The sequence below is a fragment of the Vibrio sp. NH-UV-68 genome (assembly GCF_042940635.1).
GTDB lineage: Bacteria > Pseudomonadota > Gammaproteobacteria > Enterobacterales > Vibrionaceae > Vibrio > Vibrio pacinii.
Genome location: NZ_CP134976.1, coordinates 1,022,598 through 1,042,560, shown reverse-complemented (window position 1 = coordinate 1,042,560; position 19,963 = coordinate 1,022,598). Strand labels below are relative to the sequence as shown.

Annotated in this window: 18 protein-coding genes; 10 read left to right on the top strand and 8 right to left on the bottom strand. The window is 43.7% G+C overall.

What is annotated here, in order from left to right; translation table 11 throughout:
• Positions 1-7 precede the first annotated feature (7 nt).
• From napA to napF, 3 genes are read right to left on the bottom strand one after another with little or no spacing between them, the layout of a single operon-like run.
• Positions 8-2,497, bottom strand: a complete 2,490-nt coding sequence (napA, locus tag ViNHUV68_RS18990) for a periplasmic nitrate reductase subunit alpha (protein WP_038176597.1) — start codon at positions 2,495-2,497, stop codon at positions 8-10.
• A complete protein-coding gene (locus ViNHUV68_RS18985) occupies positions 2,494-2,805 on the bottom strand; it encodes a chaperone NapD (protein ID WP_038176596.1) in 312 nt (103 codons plus the stop codon). Before ViNHUV68_RS18985 ends, napA begins: the two co-directional genes overlap by 4 nt.
• Before the next feature lie 14 nt (positions 2,806-2,819).
• Positions 2,820-3,302: a ferredoxin-type protein NapF gene (napF, locus tag ViNHUV68_RS18980; RefSeq protein WP_391090698.1), complete on the bottom strand. Its 483-nt coding sequence runs from the start codon at positions 3,300-3,302 to the stop codon at positions 2,820-2,822.
• Positions 3,303-3,591: 289 nt separating this feature from the next.
• Between napF and narQ the strand changes: the two genes are divergently transcribed.
• Positions 3,592-5,277 (top strand): nitrate/nitrite two-component system sensor histidine kinase NarQ, encoded by a 1,686-nt coding sequence (gene narQ, locus ViNHUV68_RS18975; protein ID WP_391091871.1) that lies wholly within the window; start codon positions 3,592-3,594, stop codon positions 5,275-5,277.
• Positions 5,264-5,896, top strand: coding sequence for a response regulator (locus tag ViNHUV68_RS18970; RefSeq protein ID WP_391090697.1), 633 nt, complete (start codon positions 5,264-5,266; stop codon positions 5,894-5,896). Before narQ ends, ViNHUV68_RS18970 begins: the two co-directional genes overlap by 14 nt.
• A gap of 42 nt (positions 5,897-5,938) precedes the next feature.
• On the opposite strand, the gene dcuC is transcribed toward ViNHUV68_RS18970, so the two are convergent.
• The 3 genes from dcuC to ViNHUV68_RS18955 form a co-directional block, all read right to left on the bottom strand.
• Positions 5,939-7,306 (bottom strand): anaerobic C4-dicarboxylate transporter DcuC, encoded by a 1,368-nt coding sequence (dcuC, locus tag ViNHUV68_RS18965; protein WP_038176592.1) that lies wholly within the window; start codon positions 7,304-7,306, stop codon positions 5,939-5,941.
• 284 nt (positions 7,307-7,590) lie between these two features.
• Positions 7,591-8,424 carry an EAL domain-containing protein gene (locus tag ViNHUV68_RS18960; RefSeq protein WP_391090695.1) on the bottom strand — a complete coding sequence of 278 codons (834 nt, stop codon included), beginning with the start codon at positions 8,422-8,424 and terminating at the stop codon, positions 7,591-7,593.
• Positions 8,425-8,746: 322 nt separating this feature from the next.
• Entirely contained in the window at positions 8,747-9,382 is a 636-nt protein-coding gene (locus tag ViNHUV68_RS18955) for a hypothetical protein (RefSeq protein ID WP_038176589.1), read from the bottom strand.
• A 102-nt stretch (positions 9,383-9,484) separates the two neighbouring features.
• On the opposite strand from ViNHUV68_RS18955, the gene ViNHUV68_RS18950 reads away from it, so the two are divergent.
• From ViNHUV68_RS18950 to ViNHUV68_RS18940, 3 genes are all read left to right on the top strand, one after another.
• The gene (locus ViNHUV68_RS18950) at positions 9,485-9,733 is read left to right on the top strand and encodes a DUF2164 family protein (RefSeq protein WP_391090693.1); all 249 of its coding nucleotides are present in this window, start codon (positions 9,485-9,487) and stop codon (positions 9,731-9,733) included.
• Positions 9,734-9,871: 138 nt separating this feature from the next.
• Positions 9,872-10,411, top strand: a complete 540-nt coding sequence (locus ViNHUV68_RS18945) for a cytochrome b/b6 domain-containing protein (RefSeq protein WP_391090691.1) — start codon at positions 9,872-9,874, stop codon at positions 10,409-10,411.
• Positions 10,408-10,977: a YceI family protein gene (locus ViNHUV68_RS18940; RefSeq protein ID WP_038176584.1), complete on the top strand. Its 570-nt coding sequence runs from the start codon at positions 10,408-10,410 to the stop codon at positions 10,975-10,977. Before ViNHUV68_RS18945 ends, ViNHUV68_RS18940 begins: the two co-directional genes overlap by 4 nt.
• Before the next feature lie 102 nt (positions 10,978-11,079).
• Here the strand turns inward: ViNHUV68_RS18940 and focA are convergent, their stop codons facing one another.
• Complete coding sequence (gene focA / locus ViNHUV68_RS18935) at positions 11,080-12,528, bottom strand: formate transporter FocA (protein WP_391090689.1); 1,449 nt, start codon at positions 12,526-12,528, stop codon at positions 11,080-11,082.
• Between the two features lie 250 nt (positions 12,529-12,778).
• Here focA and ViNHUV68_RS18930 point away from each other — a divergent pair, with 250 nt between their 5' ends.
• Both ViNHUV68_RS18930 and ViNHUV68_RS18925 read left to right on the top strand, forming a co-directional pair.
• Positions 12,779-13,684 (top strand): LysR substrate-binding domain-containing protein, encoded by a 906-nt coding sequence (locus ViNHUV68_RS18930; protein WP_038176582.1) that lies wholly within the window; start codon positions 12,779-12,781, stop codon positions 13,682-13,684.
• A 174-nt stretch (positions 13,685-13,858) separates the two neighbouring features.
• On the top strand, positions 13,859-14,344 hold the full coding sequence (locus ViNHUV68_RS18925; RefSeq protein WP_038176581.1) for a DUF1097 domain-containing protein: 486 nt from the start codon (positions 13,859-13,861) through the stop codon (positions 14,342-14,344).
• A gap of 102 nt (positions 14,345-14,446) precedes the next feature.
• Here the strand turns inward: ViNHUV68_RS18925 and ViNHUV68_RS18920 are convergent, their stop codons facing one another.
• Complete coding sequence (locus ViNHUV68_RS18920) at positions 14,447-16,078, bottom strand: ATP-dependent endonuclease (protein ID WP_038176580.1); 1,632 nt, start codon at positions 16,076-16,078, stop codon at positions 14,447-14,449.
• Between the two features lie 230 nt (positions 16,079-16,308).
• Between ViNHUV68_RS18920 and ViNHUV68_RS18915 the strand changes: the two genes are divergently transcribed.
• The 3 genes from ViNHUV68_RS18915 to ViNHUV68_RS18905 all read left to right on the top strand — a co-directional run bounded on the left by ViNHUV68_RS18915 (position 16,309) and on the right by ViNHUV68_RS18905 (position 19,961).
• A complete protein-coding gene (locus tag ViNHUV68_RS18915; protein WP_391090686.1) occupies positions 16,309-18,060 on the top strand; it encodes a 5'-nucleotidase C-terminal domain-containing protein in 1,752 nt (583 codons plus the stop codon).
• A 460-nt stretch (positions 18,061-18,520) separates the two neighbouring features.
• Positions 18,521-19,477 carry a TerC/Alx family metal homeostasis membrane protein gene (locus ViNHUV68_RS18910; protein ID WP_038176578.1) on the top strand — a complete coding sequence of 319 codons (957 nt, stop codon included), beginning with the start codon at positions 18,521-18,523 and terminating at the stop codon, positions 19,475-19,477.
• Positions 19,478-19,769: 292 nt separating this feature from the next.
• Positions 19,770-19,961: a hypothetical protein gene (locus ViNHUV68_RS18905; protein WP_038176577.1), complete on the top strand. Its 192-nt coding sequence runs from the start codon at positions 19,770-19,772 to the stop codon at positions 19,959-19,961.
• Positions 19,962-19,963: the final 2 nt, after the last annotated feature.

Sequence of the window (19,963 nt, the reverse complement as noted above, 5' to 3'; positions counted from 1 at the left end):
CAACTTATTACGCGATTTTGGTAATTTTAATTGGACACTTCTTAAAGTCGGTCTGTTTCGACAAAGGATCCGTTGCATCAAGAATCAATTTGTTAATTAGAATGTGAGCATCAAAGAATGGTACAAACACCAAACCTTCAGGTGGACGGTTACGGCCACGTGTTTCAACGCGTACACGGACCTCGCCACGTTTATTGGACAATAACACTTCATCACCACGGCGAACGTCTTTTGCTTTGGCGTCAGCAGGATGCATGTAACAAACTGCATCTGGAACGGCTTTGTAAAGCTCAGGCACGCGACGAGTCATTGTGCCTGTGTGCCAGTGTTCAAGAACACGACCAGTACAAAGCCACATATCATATTCAGAATCTGGTGATTCAGGTGGTGCTTCGTAAGGGGCAGAAATAATCAGCGCTTTTCCGTCCGGCTTACCGTAGAAGTCCCAACCCGATCCTGCTTTTGCGTATGGATCTGAACCTTCTTTAAAGCGCCATAACGTCTCTTTTCCGTCAACGACAGGCCAACGCATACCACGCACTTGGTGATAAACATCGTATGGCGCAAGATCATGGCCATGTCCGCGACCAAACTGTGCGTACTCTTCAAACAGACCCTTTTGCACGTAATAGCCGAAGTGATGGGCATCGTCGTTGAGTTCACGCGCTTCTTCAACTGGGAACTTATCAACAACACCATTGGCAAATAGCATGTCATACATGGTTTTTCCACGATATTGAGGGGCTTTGGCCAGTTGCTCCTCCGTCCACACTTCTTCCATTTTAAAGCGTTTAGCGAACTCCATAACCTGCCATAAGTCAGACTTGGCTTCGCCTACGGTCTCAATCTGTTGATACCAAGCTTGAGTACGACGCTCTGCATTACCATAAGCGCCTTCTTTTTCGATCCACATCGCAGTAGGTAATACCAAATCAGCGGCTTGAGCAGTGGCAGTAGGGTAAGGGTCTGAACATACAATGAAGTTGTCTGGATTACGATAACCTGGCAGACGCTCGCCATTAATATTAGGGCCTGCTTGCATATTGTTATTACACATCACCCAGTAAGCATTAAGCTTACCATCGTGCAGCATACGGTCTTGAGCGACTGCATGATAACCCGGTTTAGGCGGAATCACGCCGTCAGGAATGTTCCAAATCCCTTCAGCAATCTTACGGTGTTTAGGGTTCGCTACCACCATGTCAGCAGGTAGACGGTGTGAGAATGTGCCCACTTCGCGAGCCGTACCACATGCTGATGGTTGGCCTGTTAATGAGAATGGACTGTTACCTGGGGTAGCAATTTTACCCGTCAACAAGTGAATGTTGTAGACAAGGCTGTTCATCCACACACCACGAGTATGTTGGTTCATGCCCATCGTCCAAAGGGACATTACTTTGATGTTTGGATCGGCATACTGTTTTGCAAGTTCGATCAGCTTCTCTTCTGATACCCCTGACATTTGAGACGCTTTTTCTACAGTGTAAGGTGCAACTGACTTTTTGTACTCTTCAAAGCTGATTGAAGACATCGCGCCTGAGTTCGGGTTAGCCGCGGCTTTTTGCAGTGGATCGTCGTCGCGTAAGCCATAACCGATATCAGTGGTCGCTTGTTTAAAGTTAGTGTGTTTGTTAACAAAATCCCAGTTTACCGCATCGTTTTCGATGATGTAGTGAGCAATAAAGTTAGCAATAGCCAAGTCAGTTTGTGGTTCGAAGATGTAACCAGTATCTGCAAGTTCGAATGAACGATGGTAGTAGGTAGAGAGCACGTTCACTTTAACATGAGGATGGCTTAAGCGACGGTCGGTGATGCGTGTCCAAAGTACCGGGTGCATCTCAGCCATGTTTGAGCCCCAAAGGACAAAAGCATCAGCATTTTCGAAGTCATCATAACAACCCATAGGTTCATCAATGCCGAAGGTACGCATAAATGCACCTACAGCTGATGCCATACAGTGGCGTGCGTTCGGGTCTATGTTATTAGAACGGAAACCAGCTTTCATCATTTTTGCTGCCGCGTAACCTTCCATTACCGTCCATTGACCTGAGCCAAACATGCCTACGCCAGTTGGGCCTTGTTTTTTGAGTGCATCTTTCCATTTTTCAGCCATGGTGTCGAAAGCAACATCCCAAGAAACAGGAGCAAATTCGCCATCTTTACTGTATTTACCGTCTTTCATGCGAAGTAAAGGCTGAGTTAAACGGTCATTGCCATACATGATCTTTGAAAGGAAGTAGCCTTTAATACAGTTTAAACCTTTGTTTACTGGCGATTCAGGGTCGCCCTGAGTCGCCACAACTTTTCCGTTTTGCGTACCCACAAGCACAGAACAACCTGTACCACAGAAACGACAAGGCGCTTTGTCCCAGGTAATTTTTGTTTGGTCTGAGCTAGCGATCAGGTTCGCTGCTGACGCGGGTAGGGTAACACCTGCGACTGCGGCGGCTGATGCTGCTGCGTTTGCTTTCACAAACGCTCGTCTTGTCATCTTCATACTTCGCCCTCGATGTGGGAATACTGTGTTCCAGTGTTGTTATTGGTATTTTCTTCATCAAGCCCAGTTTCGATTTGGTGATAAACCAAAACCGTACTTAAAACATTCGGTAAATTATTAATCGCTTCGATTGTGTCAGTGATGAAACCTTGGTTTTCGGTTTCTAGCACGACGATGATCTTTCCTTTGGGGCTATCGCCGTAGATCTCAGCACCATCGAACGTTTCGATCTGTTGTTTGATCGTTTCCAAGTGCTCTGGAGAGCAATGGATGACTAAACTAGAGATGTGCACTTCATTAAGTGACATAGATATTTTCCATACTAAACTGCATTGCTCACAGAGATTGACGAAGTAGGGCATGATGAAACACAAGCACCGCATCCGTTACATGCGTCTATCTCTATACTGGGTTGTGCTACTTGACCAATCGCCAATTTAAATTGGATTGCCATGGTGTCGCACTGTTCGCCGCAACTGCGGCATTCGACATTTTTATAAGCCAAACACGATTCACTGATGTTGGCCTTTATATTCCAAGGTGTTTGTTGCTGTGTAAGAAACAGTGGCTCAGGACACGACTTTGCACAGCGGTAGCAAAACGTGCATTCTCCGAGAGAAAAATCAATCTGTGGAAAACCACCATCACCTTTAACGATGATTTTTGTTTCGCAGTTATCGACACATTGACCGCAGCGTGTACACAAATCGGTAAAATAGTCGGTTTGTTTCAACCAAGGCAATCGCGCTGCGCTATCTTGTAACTTGCTTCTAAAAAACAAGTTTCTCTTGGTAAGATCTACCACTCTCATACCTCAAATAATTGAAAATTGTGAAACCGCTTGAGAGTCTGTTCATTATTTATCACTTCTGCATACAGAAATTCTAGTTTTTGACATAATTGTATAAATACCCCCAAGGAGGTAATTGAGTGTTAAAGTTGTTTCAGATCAATAAACTTACACGTGAGTGATCACATATTGTCGAGTAAAATAACATTAAGCTTAGTCAATAGCGGCATTATTTCTATTTAAGGTTTAAAAATTGTTAACAAAAAAGGTAAAAAGTTCGGTCACTACCACAATTGCGAAAGCGATGGTGATGATTTTATTGCTTTCTATTGCAACAACGGGCTTTGCGATTTTTACCTTAGCTTCTAGCTTAAACGATGCTGAAGCTGTCAATGTTTCAGGCTCAATGCGTATGCAAAGTTACCGATTGGCTCATGATATTCTGGCTCAATCAGACGAATACAAATTGCATATTACTCAGTTTGAGCGCTCGATGTATTCACCGTCGATGAAGGCACTGCAACATTGGTCTGTCCCACAAGATATCACCGACGATTACTACCAAATTATTACGCGCTGGCATGAGTTAACACAGGTATTAATGAGTGACAATAAGCGGCAATATCTTGATTTGGTCGCCGGTTTTGTCCAGCAGATCGATGCTTTTGTGTATAAGTTGCAAGACTATTCTGAGAAAAAACTCATCTCGCTTGCCGTTGTTGGCGGATTAGGGCTCGGTGGGGTGTTACTGATTAGCATATTTGTTGTCCATTACACCCGTAAACATATCGTTGGGCCATTAAACACTTTAGTGTTGGCCAGTGAACAAATTCAATCACGCTCATTTGATGTTGAACTTGATACAAAAAGTGACAATGAAATGGGTATTTTAGCGCGCGCGTTTAATGATATGGCGCGTGATCTTGGCCAGTTATACCAAGGCCTCGAGCAAGCTGTCAGTGAGAAAACGCATAAACTCCAACACGCCAATCACTCTCTCAGCGTGTTATATCGATCGTCCCAAGAACTGACTGCTGCAAGAATTACGGCCCATAACTTTGCGGCGATTCTTAAGCAGATGATGAGCCTTGAAGGCGTCGTTGCTGTGCGCTTAGAAATACTTCAACCCGGCGAGAAGGCATTAGTGTTAAGCGAAGGACAAATCGTGAATTCATTAACCGATGATTATCATCAAGATCCGTTGATTCTTGATGATATTCCCCTAGGAACGCTATATTGGAAAGCAGCACTTCCATGCCCAGACCAAGCGTTGATTGATAACTTTGTTCAGATGCTGTCACGCGCGATCTATTACAATCAAGCTCAGCGACAAGCAGAGCAACTGTTAGTAATGGAAGAACGCACCACGATCGCAAGAGAGTTACATGACTCACTCGCCCAATCTTTGTCGTATTTAAAGATACAAGTGTCTTTGCTAAAACGTAGTATGGACAAACTGCCTGATTGTAGTGAACGAGAAAAAACCGCCCCGCTTATCCTTGAGTTAGATACTGGTCTTCGTGCCGCCTATACTCAATTGAGAGAGCTGCTGACAACATTTAGATTGTCGATCAAAGAGGGCAGTTTTGGTAACGCGCTGCAAAGCATGGTAGAGCAACTTTCAGAACAAACGGACGCTAAGATTTCTCTTCGCAATGAGCTTCCATCTATTGCGATTGAAACAAACCAACAAGTACATTTATTGCAATTGATTCGAGAAGCAACCATCAACGCCATCAAACACGCTCAAGCGAATACCATTACAATTGAATGTACTGAAAATGATGACGACGTAACCGTGGTCATTAAAGATGATGGTGTTGGTTTTGATGGCAAGAGCGAAAAAGCCAACCATTATGGCCTGAGCATTATGCAAGAACGTGCTGAAAGGCTAAATGGGCAATTGAACATTATCACTAATCGAGATACCGGGTGTGAAGTCTATCTAACATACCCAAAATTGAAGGACTCTAACGTTGATAGAATGTAACGTATTATTGGTCGATGACCACCCCTTAATGCGCCGAGGCATTAAGCAACTTCTTAGTTTTGAAGATGAATTTAATGTAGTCGCTGAAGCGAGCAACGGCACTGATGCCGTGGCGCTGAATCATGAGCTAGAGCCTGATTTAATCTTGCTAGACCTGAACATGAAAGGCATGTCGGGCCTTGATACTCTTAATGCACTACGTGCTGACGAGTGTGACGCAACGATTGTCATTCTAACGGTTTCTGATAGTCCCGCGGATATAGAGGCAATCGTCAAAGCTGGCGCAGATGGCTATTTACTTAAAGATACAGAGCCTGATGAGTTGGTTGATTTGCTCAAATCCTCACTCAAAGGCAACAAAGCTTACAGTAAACAAGTCGCGCAATTCTTAGTTGATTATGGCAATCAAACTAGCGTGTTTGATGAGCTAACGGATAGAGAAACACAAATATTGCAGCAGGTAGCAAAAGGGCTAAGAAACAAGCAAGTTGCCAATGCGTTGTTTATTTCTGAGTCGACCGTTAAAGTCCATATGAAGAGTTTGCTGAGAAAGCTTAAAGTACCTTCACGTACGGCAGCGACTGTGCTCTACCTTGAGCGATTTGGCGAGAACAAATAAAAAGGGCGCGTGTGCGCCCCCTTTGCTTTTCACTTGCTTGTATTAAGCGTACATAGGTACCAAGACCACAGTGCCTAAAATGACGGTAATCAAACCGCATAGCACGGGTACTGAGGTACGTTTTACTACTTCAAACGGGCTGATATTACCCATGCCTGAGGTTGCCACCACGACCCCTGATACTGGTGAAATCGTACGGCCTAAGTTAGAGGCTTGTAGCATCGGAATGATAAGAAAGGCAGGGTTGATTCCCATCTTGGCCGCGAGTGATGGGGCAAGCTCGACAAACGCGTAGAAGGGGGCATTACCTGAACCAGTCGCGATGGCGGCGGCTACCGTTAAAGCGGTTAGAATTAGCATTAACGCCATGCCACCTGCACCAGCACTTTCTGCCAAATGAAGTAAGTTATCAATCGCTCCGATCGACATTAACCCCTGTGCAAACACACCCGCGGCCACCAACAACATAACCACGCCTTTAAAAGCATCTGCCATACCTTCATAGCAAGACTCAAGGTCTTCGAGGGTTTTTTGTCCATCGAACTTTTTCACCACATAATCGACCATAGCGCTAATGAAGATAGACAGTACGACGATAGTGTAGATATCAAGTGTTAAACCTGGAATCGTACGACCGTTAAAAAGGAACACGCCAACAATCGGTAAAAATGGTAACACCGAATAAAATCCAGGTGCGTTGACTTCGATCTCTGATACATCAACACGTTCCATTGGCGAGTTGTCTTTTTTATCCAGATATTTGTTCCAGAAAAAGGCAGCGGCGGCCATAACAATAATCGCACAGATAGAAACGGGTAGTACGGTTTGGACAGCAAACACATCAAGGCTCAACCCAGACTTTTCCGCGGCAATAACTACATCACCAGAAGTCGGTGAGAGAATGATCGCCGCCGGTGACGCACAAACCGCGACCGCTGCAGGTCGAGAGATACCCATTGCGGTCATCATAGGGAATAGGGTAGCCATTAACAAAACACCAAGACCCGTCGCTGAACTTACTGCTAATGACATCAAACATGCCACGATATAAGCGGCAACGAGTAACACATAAGGTGATTTAATAACTGATAGTGGTTTAGAGAACTGTTTTACAACCACGTTATTCGCACCAATATGAGTCATATAAGCGGCGAAACCACACAGCAACATGATCTGCATACCTAAGCCACCGCCACGATATTGCAACATATACTTCACATACTCTAACGCGTCGGTCAGCATATTACCGGTCGAACTAATTTTAGCAGGCAGAACAGCATGTCCCATTACGCCAGTAAGAATTAGCAGCAAGATACCCGCCGCCAGTAATACCCCTGCCGGTTTGTATTCTTTTACAATAAAGTATCCAACCGCAATGGTCACAACTAACCCAATTAAGAGCTCCAACATAGAAATCTCCTGAAATAATAATAATCTTATAAGAAGTGTTTCAAATTATGTCTGGTAATGTACAGAAATCTATCTTGTAGCACGAGAGCAACTTGGACATCTCATGATCTAGAGCAAAATATCATTAATCTCATCATTATTAGATAAGTCCATTGTTCTAATGAGGTTTTGTAGTTGTTAAAAGTGATAGTAATGAAATGACAGAGCAAAGAGGGCGGGACTAACGTGGGGCGCAAGGTCGACGTGATCGTAAAATGTGCAGTAAGCGAATAATGTCGTCTAAATTAGCGATAAACACAGCTTGGATCACCGAGTGCCGCCAACTCAGTGGCATCATCACTATAAACGGCCTCAAGTGGCTCTGGAGTTGCTAAATAATAGCCTTGGTACATATCAATATGTAGCGCATGCATCGCATCAAGCTGCGGCTGAGTCTCTATGCCTTCTACAACCACTTTGGCGCCTACTCGTCTCGCTAAGTGGATACCTGACATTAATGGAAATGGTTCACCTTTCATGTAGGCAAGCATTAGTGAGCGGTCAAGTTTGACGATTGATGGTTGAAGTTGTTCGACACGCTGTCGATTCGATGCGTCAACGCCGTAATCGTCGATAGCAATATGAAAGCCACTTTTAGCGAGTTTATCCATGGACACTTGCAGCTGTCGTTCATCGGGAACTTCAAGTTCGACGACTTCCATAACTAACTGAGAGTTATTTAGGTTGAGCGCCTTGATACGTTGCGACAGTAGACTCGAGTCGATGTTATCAAGTGACAGGTATTGTCCAGACGAGGGCAGAACATTGAGAAAAAGTTGCAGGTGACGATATTTAGAGCGAGCAAAGTTACGGATATGAATCACACGGCTGAGGCGTTCGACATTCATTTTGTCATTGAATTCGAATTTATCCGAGTGAAAGAAAGTATCAGGTCGGACGTTCCCCTGTTCAATATCTTCAATTCGGACTAGGGCTTCGACACCAATGATTTGTCCGCGAGAGTCAAATATCGGCTGGTAAACACTGCTTAAGACTAGCTTCTTATACTTAGCAATATATTGTGATTGGTCATTCATCGCTAAGCAATCAACGAACTGCTGTTTAGTAGAGAGTATCATAGCAAGTGTTGCCCTCAGCGCTTAAAAAATAGTCGATATATAACAATCAGTTTAACTGAACAAAGTGTTAGTAAACCTGCATTAATCATTCAAGTTATATGAGCAATCTACGGATTGGAAGACAGCAAGTTATGGGGGGTGATTTTTTTGAATCCAGATCTCATCATTGACTATTCACAAGTCGCACAAACGAGCAATTTTTCACCATTAATCATAGAGTAACAGACGTTGTGAGTTGCCAGGCGTAAGAACACTAACTCACATTACACATGATTCAACGACGAAACAAAGCCATAAGCTAGACAGAAAACATGCTAGATAGTTAACTAAGTTGAACCACCGAATAGAGTTGGATGTATTTACGCACTAACTGTTGGTCTGTTGCACGTTTCAACGGGTGTGTAAATTTGACAAAGTAGGGACTGAGGTTGAAATGTTTGTCCATTGTTTGCGCCAACAATGATTCACTTTCATACAGGGTAATGCCTTGTACCTTGTATTCGTCCACTTCTTCAGGAAGCTGACCTGTCCACCAATGAAGGAGTTCGCGACTTTGTTTGCTGCGGGTAATCCAGTGATCGGTCAATAAAAGCAACAGATCGTTAGGTTGAACGGCGAAACCATATTCTTGCTGCCATTGGGCGACATTTCTAAACAGTTTTTTACGGCAAGAAGAGCCCGCACTGACCAAATGTGAGGTGAGAATCCATACGGTTCCAATTTCAGAGCTGACTCGGTAATGATGCGGCAATTCCACCGAGCTCGATGTGTCTAACGGCTTGTAATCATAATCATGACCGAATTCGTTCAGTGTACGAGACAGACGACGCGCGAAAGCCAAACCTAGGTGATGTTCAGTCATTCCTTTGTTGTGAATGGTAGGGTAGTGTTTTTCACACAATGTCATACAGTCAGCTTGGAATTCATTAACGCTCTGTACGAGCACATCCAATAACAAGATCCATCTCTCCATTATGAGCAATTAGCAGTTAAAGACTAACACGCGCTGGTTATGATTCGTTACACTTAATCGAGAAAAATCACGGAGCTTTAATGGTTTATGTCTAAGATTGAATTTACATCACAACAAAAACAGGCGATGTGCCGCGCTCTACAGCGTCACCTAGAAGACGAATTGGATGTAGAAATTGGCCAGTTTGATAGTGATTTTCTTTTTGATTACATTGTCAGTAAATTTGGCCCCGCCTTTTATAACCAAGGCTTATCCGATGCACAAGCGGTAATGCAGCGTAGGATGCTTGATATCATTGATGAGTTTGATGAAATATCGCAGATCAGTGAGTTTTAAAAGTTTCTTCAAATTTTTCGAACGAGTTCATCAAGTCAAACCGCTGTCGACTGTGTAAATAATAGTAAATACTGTATTACACAACAGAGATGAGATGTACTCTGAAAAATAAGACTGATCATAATTCAGGATAAGTAAATGAAATCGGACGTAAAAAACTACAGTTTGCCTAAGCGCTCTATGCATTGGATATCGGCTTTGGTGGTGATCAGTATGTTTGGAGTTGGACTGTGGATGGTTGACCTTTCTTATTATAGTGAATGGTATCGCACTGCACCTCACTGGCACAAATCGATAGGGATTCTTTTAGCTGGCTTGACGTTATTTCGAGTGGTTTGGAATCTGGTTACACCGTCACCAAAAATTGAAGGTACACGCTATGAAGTACTGGGCGCAAAATTAGCGCATTTAGCGATGTACGCGATTCTTTTGATCCTGTTTGTCTCAGGTTATCTGATTTCTACAGAAGATGGTCGGGGAATCGAAGTATTTAGTTGGTTCACCGTTCCTGGTCTTGGCGCGTTTTTTGAAGGACAGGCAGATTTATCTGGCGAAATTCATTTCTACGCAGCATGGACTCTGATTATTTTGGCAAGCGTACACGCGGTTGCCGCACTGAAACACCACTTTATTAACAAAGACAATACGCTACGCAAGATGATAGGAGCTTCAAAATGAAAAAGACTTTATTCGCTACCGGATTAGCAATGGTAATGGCATTACCGTTTGGCGCAAGCGCAGCAGATTATATGATTGACACCAAAGGCGCACACGCGTCTGTTAACTTTAAAGTTAGTCATCTCGGTTATAGTTTCATCAAGGGACGTTTCAACAAGTTTGACGGTCAATTTTCTTACGACCCTGCCAATGTAAGTGCCTCAAAAGTTATGGTTAACGTTGACACAACCAGTCTTGACTCAAATCACGCTGAGCGTGATAAGCACATTCGCAGCTCAGATTTTATCGATGCGTCCAAATACGCCACAGCCACTTTTACCAGCACTAGTGTGGTAGACAAAGGCAATGGTCAGTTAGCCGTAAATGGCGACTTGAATCTACACGGTGTCACTAAGCCAATTACTATTGATGCTGAGTTTATCGGTGCAGGCCAAGACCCTTGGGGTGGTGAACGAGCTGGCTTCTACGGCACAACACGTCTTGAGCTTGCTGATTTCAACATCGCCGTGATGGGAGCGTCAAGCTACGTAGACATGGAACTGCATGTTGAAGGTATTAAAAAGTAATTTCTGCCCATCAAAAGCAAACAGCCCCCAACCTAAGTTGGGGGCTTTTTTGGTCAAGCGACTTATTTCCTAACCAAAACCTTAGCAAATGAACGAGCTTTGTTACGCCGTTTCTAAGTGTTGTTCATTGACGACAGTAATACGTTCACCGTAGATTGGACGTAAAGCTTGTAATACATTCTTACGCTCAATCACACCGACTAATCGACCATTCTCTAGTACTGGCAAAACATGTGGCTTGTGTACTTTCATCGCTTTCGCACGTTCTTCCAGAGAGAGTGTTGTCAGATGGGTTGCAATACCCATACTCGTCGTTGGATAAAGCTGATCTTTGTCGATACACAGGAATTCGGCGATATCAACCAGCTTATCTCGCGCATCAATTGCGACGACATCACGCGACATAATATCGACCACCTTTTGTTGTTTTTGTGGAATATAGTCTTGGCACCAAAGATCAACCATAACGTCATGCGTGGAGAAAAAGCCAACTAAACGTCCTTCAATATCACATACTGGCGCGCTAACTTGTTGATTGTCTAGTAGCGTATCAATGGCAACTGGAACCAGTGTATCCGCGCTCAATACTACTGTTTGGGTGTTCATAATGTCGTTTGCTGTGATGTTATTGTTCATAGTAAGTTCCTTAGCCGTATTTATCTGAGTTGTTGTTGTGATTGCTTGTACATTTGCGGATTTAAGTTGTGGCCGACGATAAAGACTCCAGTTAGCGAGGCCAACGAGCACGGCGCCACCAACAATATTGCCGAGTGTCACTGGAATGAGATTTGCCACGATGAACTGGTGAATATTCAAGTCTGCATATTGCCCAGCGCTGGCGCCAACTTGTTGCCAAAAACTGTCAGGTGCAAACGTTTGAATAACGATTCCAAGTGGCACCATAAACATATTGGCGACGCAGTGTTCGAACCCACTAGAGACAAACATCGCCACTGGCATAATGGTCATTGCTGCTTTGGTCAGTGCGTTAGTACTGCTGAAGGTTAACCATATTGCGAGACATACCAAAAGGTTACATAACACCCCTAAAGCAAATGCTTGCAGTCTTGTATGGTGTAACTTATGTTGGGCAATATTGAGAGCGTTTAATCCCCATTGGCCATGGTCCATTTGGTATAAACCAGCCGCGGTGACGATCGCAAGCAACAACATGGCACCGATAAAGTTCCCGACATAAACTTTGCCCCAGATGCTAACCATCTTGCCAAAGCTGATTTGCTTATTCGCCCAAGAAATACTTGATAGCACTGAGCTGGTAAATAGCTCACCACCGCATATCACGATTAAAATTAATCCCATACTGAACGCCAGTCCGCCAGCAAGACGACTAATACCCCAGCCTGTATCGTTATTTCCGGTTGTCACTGTGATGTAAAACAGAAAAGCGAGTCCAATAAAAGCGCCAGCCATCACGGCAAGACCTAATGTCATGGTGCTAGATTTTTTCGTTTTACTTAGGGCGAATTTTTCAGCCTCTGCCATCATTTCTGAGGGTGAGAAGCACTGGTTATTCGCTTGCGCTGTCGACATACGCACTCCCGACTATCAAATTCATAAATAACTCCTTGATTAAACAGTGAACTCTGCGTCACTGCCCATTTAAACTACGATGTCAGGTGCTAAAGGTAAAATTGATAATATTTAAAAACCTTATCAAAATTATTGATATGGTTACGGAGCTAGGTAAAATGAAACGGCTTGCTTATAGACGAGTAACAGTTTGATAATCGTTAAGTTTATTTGGTGACAATGTCACCTTACTCACAAGGATTGGAACGCGATGCGTTATTCATTAAAACAGCTTGCGGTTTTTGACACCGTTGCCGATACAGGCAGTGTTAGCCAAGCTGCAGATAAATTAGCATTAACTCAGTCGGCGACCAGTATGTCGTTGGCTCAACTCGAAAAAATGCTTGGTCGACCTCTGTTTGAACGTCAAGGAAAGCAGATGGCCTTAACGCACTGGGGAATGTGGTTACGGCCTAAAGCTAAACGCTTATTGCAAGATGCCCAGCAGATAGAAATGGGGTTCTATGATCAGCATTTGTTAAGCGGCACCATTAAGCTGGGCGCGAGCCAAACACCCGCTGAACATTTAGTTCCTGATCTCATCAGTATTATTGATAATTCATTTCCTGAAATGAGAGTTGCTCTCAGTGTCGAGAGTACCGATATCGTGATCCAAGGTGTTTTGGATTACCAATATGATCTTGGCATCATCGAAGGACGCTGTGACGACAATAGGATTGAACAAGAAGTGTGGTGTCGTGATCACCTAACAGTCGTTGCCGCCGCACACCATCCGTTTGCTAAGCACAAAACCATTAGTTTGGCTCAACTGCAACAAGCGAAATGGGTGTTACGCGAACATGGCAGTGGGACACGAATGATTTTTGACAGTTCAATGCATCACCTAATTGCAGACCTTGATGTTTGGCGCGAATACGACCATGTTCCTGTGCTTCGCAGCATGGTCGAAAATGGTCAGTATCTCACTTGTTTGCCTTATCTCGACGTTGAACGTTTTATTGATAGTGGCAAGCTTATCGCTTTGAATGTGCCTGACCTTAATATGGAGAGAACACTCTCATTTATCTGGCGTGCTGATATGGTTGAAAATCCACTGGTCGAATGCATTAAGCGCGAGGGCGCTAGGATGATGAAAGGCAAACCAAGCGTGTTGTAGAGCTAACCTGATATTTCCTATATCTGTTGAAATATCGATTGCATCACAATTTAATGAAATTAATACACCCTTGTTGCTTTGATAATGTGATCGAATCGTTATTTGTTGGACGGTATTTTGCTTACCATGGTGCCTTGTACATTTGATGTGTCAAACCACACAAGGCAAGACGTTATGAGCACTCTCGTTGCAATATCACTTACTACTGGCATTCTTTCTGGCTTATGGGGTTGGATCGCGGTATCACTGGGGTTACTTTCTTGGGCTGGCTTCCTCGGATGCACCAGTTTCTTTGCCTCACCTAATGATGGCCTGAAAGGACTATCAATCAGTTTGATGACCAATATCAGCGGTGTTTTTTGGGCGATGGTGATCATCCACGCTTCGCAATTCGCTTCATTGGAAATTGCAGGTTATGTGATTACGGCAGTGGTTGCGTTCGTTATGTGTATTCAAGCAAAGAAATCCTGGCTCGGTTACATTCCCGGCACCTTTATCGGTTGTTGTGCAACCTTTGCTGCAGAGGGTAACTGGAAACTGGTGGTTCCTTCGCTGATTTTAGGTGGAATTTTTGGATATCTAATGAAAACAAGCGGAGTGTGGTTACATCAACGGTCAACTCAATCTCAGGCAAATGGTGGTTTGCAAGCTCGCCCTTAGTCTGTGATGCATTCCTGAACATGGCTCCATGTTGTTAGGGATACCCCCGATTAATTTGTATCAACCGTTTTGATACGCGGCACCTAGTTTGGTGCCGCTTTTTTATGTGTTGCCATTCGCCATTGTCACTACGCGCTTTAAAGTCCAACGCAGTAAGATAGGAATGCCTTCAATGCCTTTTTCTTCGCAATGAGAAACTATCGCCAATGCGAGATCGGGTTTCGCGTATTTTTTTAGGACACGAACGACGACTTTTTTTGCTGGGATTGGGTGATCGAGTGGAATCTTAAGCATGTGCTTAAAGAACGCTTCAAAACCGTTGTTGTAAAGGAAGTGTTCAATATCACGATCAGGTAACTCCGTTAAGCGATGCCTTTCTTGATCATGTCCTAGCTGACTTTTGACTGTGGCCGCGTATTTTTTACCTGCTGGATCGCCATCAGTAACCACGTGCCAATCAATGCCAAAAGCCTTAGCAACTTTAATCAAAGATTTAAGACCAGACTGTGCAAATTCAATAATTTGAACACCTTCTGCTGCCAAATTATACCCACATTGATTGGCAAGTTCGTTGAACAGCCAAACCTCAGTTTCTCCTTCAACCAATAACCAACAGCGAGCGAACAGGGCGCCTGAACGATGAAATCGAATATGAAAACCAATGCGGCGTAATTCGTCATGACCGAGTTTTTGGTCAGATAAATAGGTCGTAATCGTTCGATCAGACTGTCTGACTAAACGGCGGATACTAGATAACGGTACTTGGCGCAATAGATCGCCACTATTTGTCGTAAGGATCTTTTGCATTGGTAATAATTGTAATAACCCCCAAGCCCGAGCTAGGTGGGTTGGGTGCAATCTACCCTCAGGATCTTCCACGATCAATAAAGGCCGTGCACAGCGGCGCAGGGTATTCGGCCCCTTCGCTTGGAGGTAGGCATTGAGCAACCCCATCAAAAGCAGTCGGGTTTGCTTATCTTTTGTTTCTTCAACAACTTGGGCGAGACTTTTAGACCCCGGAGCCGCATTATAAAAAATACCATCGCGCTGTTTACGCATATTCTTTCGACTACTCGGTTTAAACGAGAAATAGTGCTCAACTAATGCGTTCATTGAACTAATGCTACTGCGCATTTCGCCTTTATTAACATGTCCTGGAATCGCCATTAAACGCCGATAGGTATTATCGATACGTTTTTCAATCCGAGTATTCACATCTTTATGGCTAACAATAGGCCGTTCAAAGCGACGTGAATCCTTAAGACGAATGACCGGATGCAGTGACATTAGCTCTTGCGCCAGTTTTTCTGAATGATGAAGAGCAAGTGGATTGCCATTTGCATCAAGAAAACTATACCGGGTGGTGATATTGTGCCCATCACGTGAAGCGCTCAAACGATAAATAATACGATAGCCATTATGTGGGTCATCAACCCAAATCGGCTTAATTTTGCGATAGCGCCCAGAATGGATTTCTTGCTTTTCAGTTGAGACTAAACTGAGCACGATTTGTAAATGCTGAGACTGTGGATGGGCGATGGAATAATCAACATGAAAGTCTGTCATTTCAAATTGATAGGGCACACCTTCAGGTGGGAGAGCGACACATAAAGCGTCGAGTAACGAAGATTTTCCCCATGTGTTTTCACCAATTAATGTGGTGAGTTCATCGAATGCAATTGATAGGCGCTTAATGCCGCGAAAACCGGAAATCTCAATGCGCTCTAGCTTCATAGAGTGACTCCATTACGCTGTTATTCATTTAAGCATAATAGAAAAACCGTGTTATAGCAGACATTTAGCTCACAATGTGACATATGAGTGGTAATCAAGGTTAAATCGCTTTAGCGCTAATAGATCAAAGTTTTTAATGTCGCCTGAATTCAGTTTTCATAATTAATGTGAAATATAATGAATCTGTCATATTGAATGCGGTACGATGTAATGGAACAGAGAGAAGGTATATGACAGATAAAAACAATAAAACAACGAAACTACGTCTAGCGCACATCAACGATACACATTCGTACTTTGAACCTACATCGCTCCAACTGGCCATTACGGTCGATGGTGTCGAACTTGCCCCGTTTGTAAGCGCGGGTGGTTTCGCCCGTATCGCGACTCGCGTCAAACAGCTAAAACAACAAGCAGAGCAAAACCAGCAAGGCTTTATTTTTTTGCATGCCGGGGATTGCTTCCAAGGCACGCTGTATTTTTCGCTCTTTAAAGGCGAAGCCAATGCCACCATGTTAAATGCGCTCAATATTGATGCAATGGCACTGGGCAATCACGAATTGGACATGGGCAACGAACCCGTGGCACATTTTGCCAATAGAATTCAATTTCCGTTACTTGCCGGTAACTGGGATCTGTCAAATGAATTGGCCGCAAAACCAATCAAGCTTGGCAACAACAGCAAAGTTGTCAGTTTCGATGCGCAAAAAAATCGTGCCCAATGGATAGAGAAATCTATCGATGGTGAAAAGCTGGCGATTTTTTCATTAGCACTGGACAAAATGGCCGACATCTCGAATCCCGACTGGGATACGCCATTCGTCAATGCTATTGAAACGGCGAAAAACACCGTAGCAGCTATACAGGCCAGTGGCATCGATAAGATTATTCTTCTTAGCCATATGGGCTATGAGGCCGACCTTGATCTGGCGAATCATGTCGATGGCATTAGCGTTGTGGTCGGCGGTCACAGCCACCGGCTGCAAGGTGATTTTAGCGGTCTAGGTTTAGTTAAAGATGACGATTATGGCGTTAAAGTGAAGCAAACCTACGTCGTTCAAGCGGGATTACATGCGTTGAGCCTAGGTCACTGCGATCTTGAATTTGCCGCCGATGGGACACTACTTAGCTTTAACGGTAAGAATGAAATACTGCTTGGTCGTCGGCTGTTTATTGATGCCAATATGAGCGAAACCCACAATGATTCCCCTTATCAGGTCGCGCGATCCTACATCGATAATCACCCCAATGTCGTGGTATGTAAAAAAGATCGCGATCTGCAAGCACTGCTTGAAGAGAAATACACCAGCCAAGTTCGACAGTTGCAAAAGCAAGTTATTGCCGTTTGCGAGCGTAAATTGCGTCATGTCCGTATTCCTGATGAACAGGGGCCGAGCGAAATTGCGCCTTTAGTGGCTGAGTCCTTTATGTATAAGATGAGTAAACTCGGCCATCAAGTGGATTTTTCCATTCATAATGCCGGTGGGGTGCGCAACTCACTCAGTGCGGGTAGCATCTCCATTGCTGATATAGCAGGAAAATTATTGCCCTTTGCCGTGCCTATTGGTATCTACCATATCGAAGGACGCTATATTGCCCAAATATTAGAAGGGGCAATTAACAATGCGCTCAATAATGGTGTCGTTGGTACTGGAGATGGCTCATATCCGTATACCCATCAGTTAAGCTTTGACTATTTATGTGATGCCCCAATGGGTGAACGTATTAAGAACCTGATGCTTTTAGAACGTGACGGAACTTGGCAACCTGTTGAAGAAAATAAAGTTTATTGTGGAACTTCATCTGCCTATACCATGAAAGGCAAAGAAGGCTATGAAACAATAACGTACATGCAGGGCGAGGGGATCGTGACCACTGTCTCGATGGCAGATTGCTTAATCGACCTTTTGACTGACCAGCCAGAGGCGCTCAATCGAGTTAACATAACTGACATTAATCAGCGCTGGCATAAAGGTTGCTAATACTTCTATGAGTCCAAGCTTGCGTGATATCGCACTCAAGGGGGGAGTTATGTGGAGTAAAGATTGGATAGATATCGCTGTGATTGCTAGTTGGATAGGGATCTGGACTGCCTTAGTGTATTTTGTACCGTTTGGCGGAATTTGACTATTAATTAGCAACTAAAAAAAGAGCATTTTTTTGCTCTTTTTTGATTTTTATTATAGACGAACGCCAAATTGAGGCATAAAATCCGCGCTGTTTGGGGAGTAGTCGCCAATGGTTTACTTATCGTCATCTCGATAGTCGTTGTTTCTATCCGGTAAGTATAAACACCACTGATAGGCGGTATCAGTGTGTTTCGACGAGACCAACGTATTCAAATACTGCACAGCTTTACTCGCTGTGTAGAGGTTTTGTTTGCGGTAGGGATCGTTACACGTCATCTTTTTTCAACGCGATCCCTCCGTTTTAGGAGGACATATGACCCCAATAACTTACATCAGCTTTGCACTTCTGACCCTAACACTGGTTAGCCTTGATATTTGGCAAACGCGTGGTGGCAAAGTAACGATCAAAAAAGCGGCAATCTGGAGCCTCATCTGGTTTGCATTGGCGTTTCTATTTGCTGCAAGCATTTATCTTTTTTGGGATGTATATGCACCAGGCAGTGAATATAGCGCACATAATGCTAGCATTGCTTTTATCACAGGCTATCTGCTTGAGAAATCACTCAGCGTCGATAACCTGTTTGTGTTTGCGATCATCTTTCACCAATACCTCGTGCCAGAGCATTTACGTCCGCGAGCTCTGTTATGGGGGGTGATTGGCGCGCTGTTATTGCGTGCAGTCATGATTGCGGTCGGCGCGCAATTGCTGGCGCAATACCACTGGGTGCTGTATCTATTCGCACTATTTTTGATTTGGACGGGTATTCAGCTAGCGCGTGACAAAGGTGAAGAGTCGGTAAACCCGCTACCGGAGCGGTTAATTCGCCGTTGGATCCCTGTCAGTGAGTCATTTTCAGGAAATGCGCTCACTGTTATTGAGCAAGGGCGACGTGTTGCAACACCTATGTTCATCGTGATTGCAGTGATTGCGTTTATGGATGTGATGTTTGCTTTAGATTCCATCCCTGCGATCTTTGCTGTTACACGCGAGCCGTTTCTGGTTTTGGCTGCGAACGTATTCGCGCTACTCGGCTTGCGTTCCTTGTACTTTGTTTTACAAGGCATGATGGATAAGTTTATTTACCTTAAGCCGGCGCTGTCATTCATTATGGTATTTATTGGTATCAAAATGATGTTGGTCGGTAGTGATTGGGAGATCCCAACCTTGTGGTCTCTAATGGTGTTATTAGCGACAATGACCATTGCGGTTGTTGCTTCGATGATCAAGCAACGCAAGCAAACACCTGAAATCGCGACTAATGCTGAATAAGTAATTGTATTGTCTTAGTATCATGCCTTGCGTATCAAGACACATTAACTTGTAAAATATGTGTAAAAAATCAACGCAAGGCATGTAATTTGAAAAATTATTATTCATTAATAATGACTGACAATGAAAGAATATGCAGATTTACTAGATAGAGCGCACTTACGTCTGTTAATGAGTTGTTTCATTAGTTTTTCTAATTTAAAAAAAGAAAATTTGTCATTTTTTGACCAGTAAATTATTGCCTATCATTAGCCCATCAAAACGAACTACAACAGTTTATAGAGAGGCAATCATGGCACAAGCAATGCAAATGGGTAGCATCAATGCTCCTATCTCTATGGATAAAAAAACCTACTCGGTTTCTTTCAAAGGATTGATTGCACACTTATTAGATATTCTATTTGTTGATAACAGTGAACCACGTGCACATTATGCAACTGATTTATCTGGACATATGCAAAGAGATATTGGATTGTATCGTTAAAT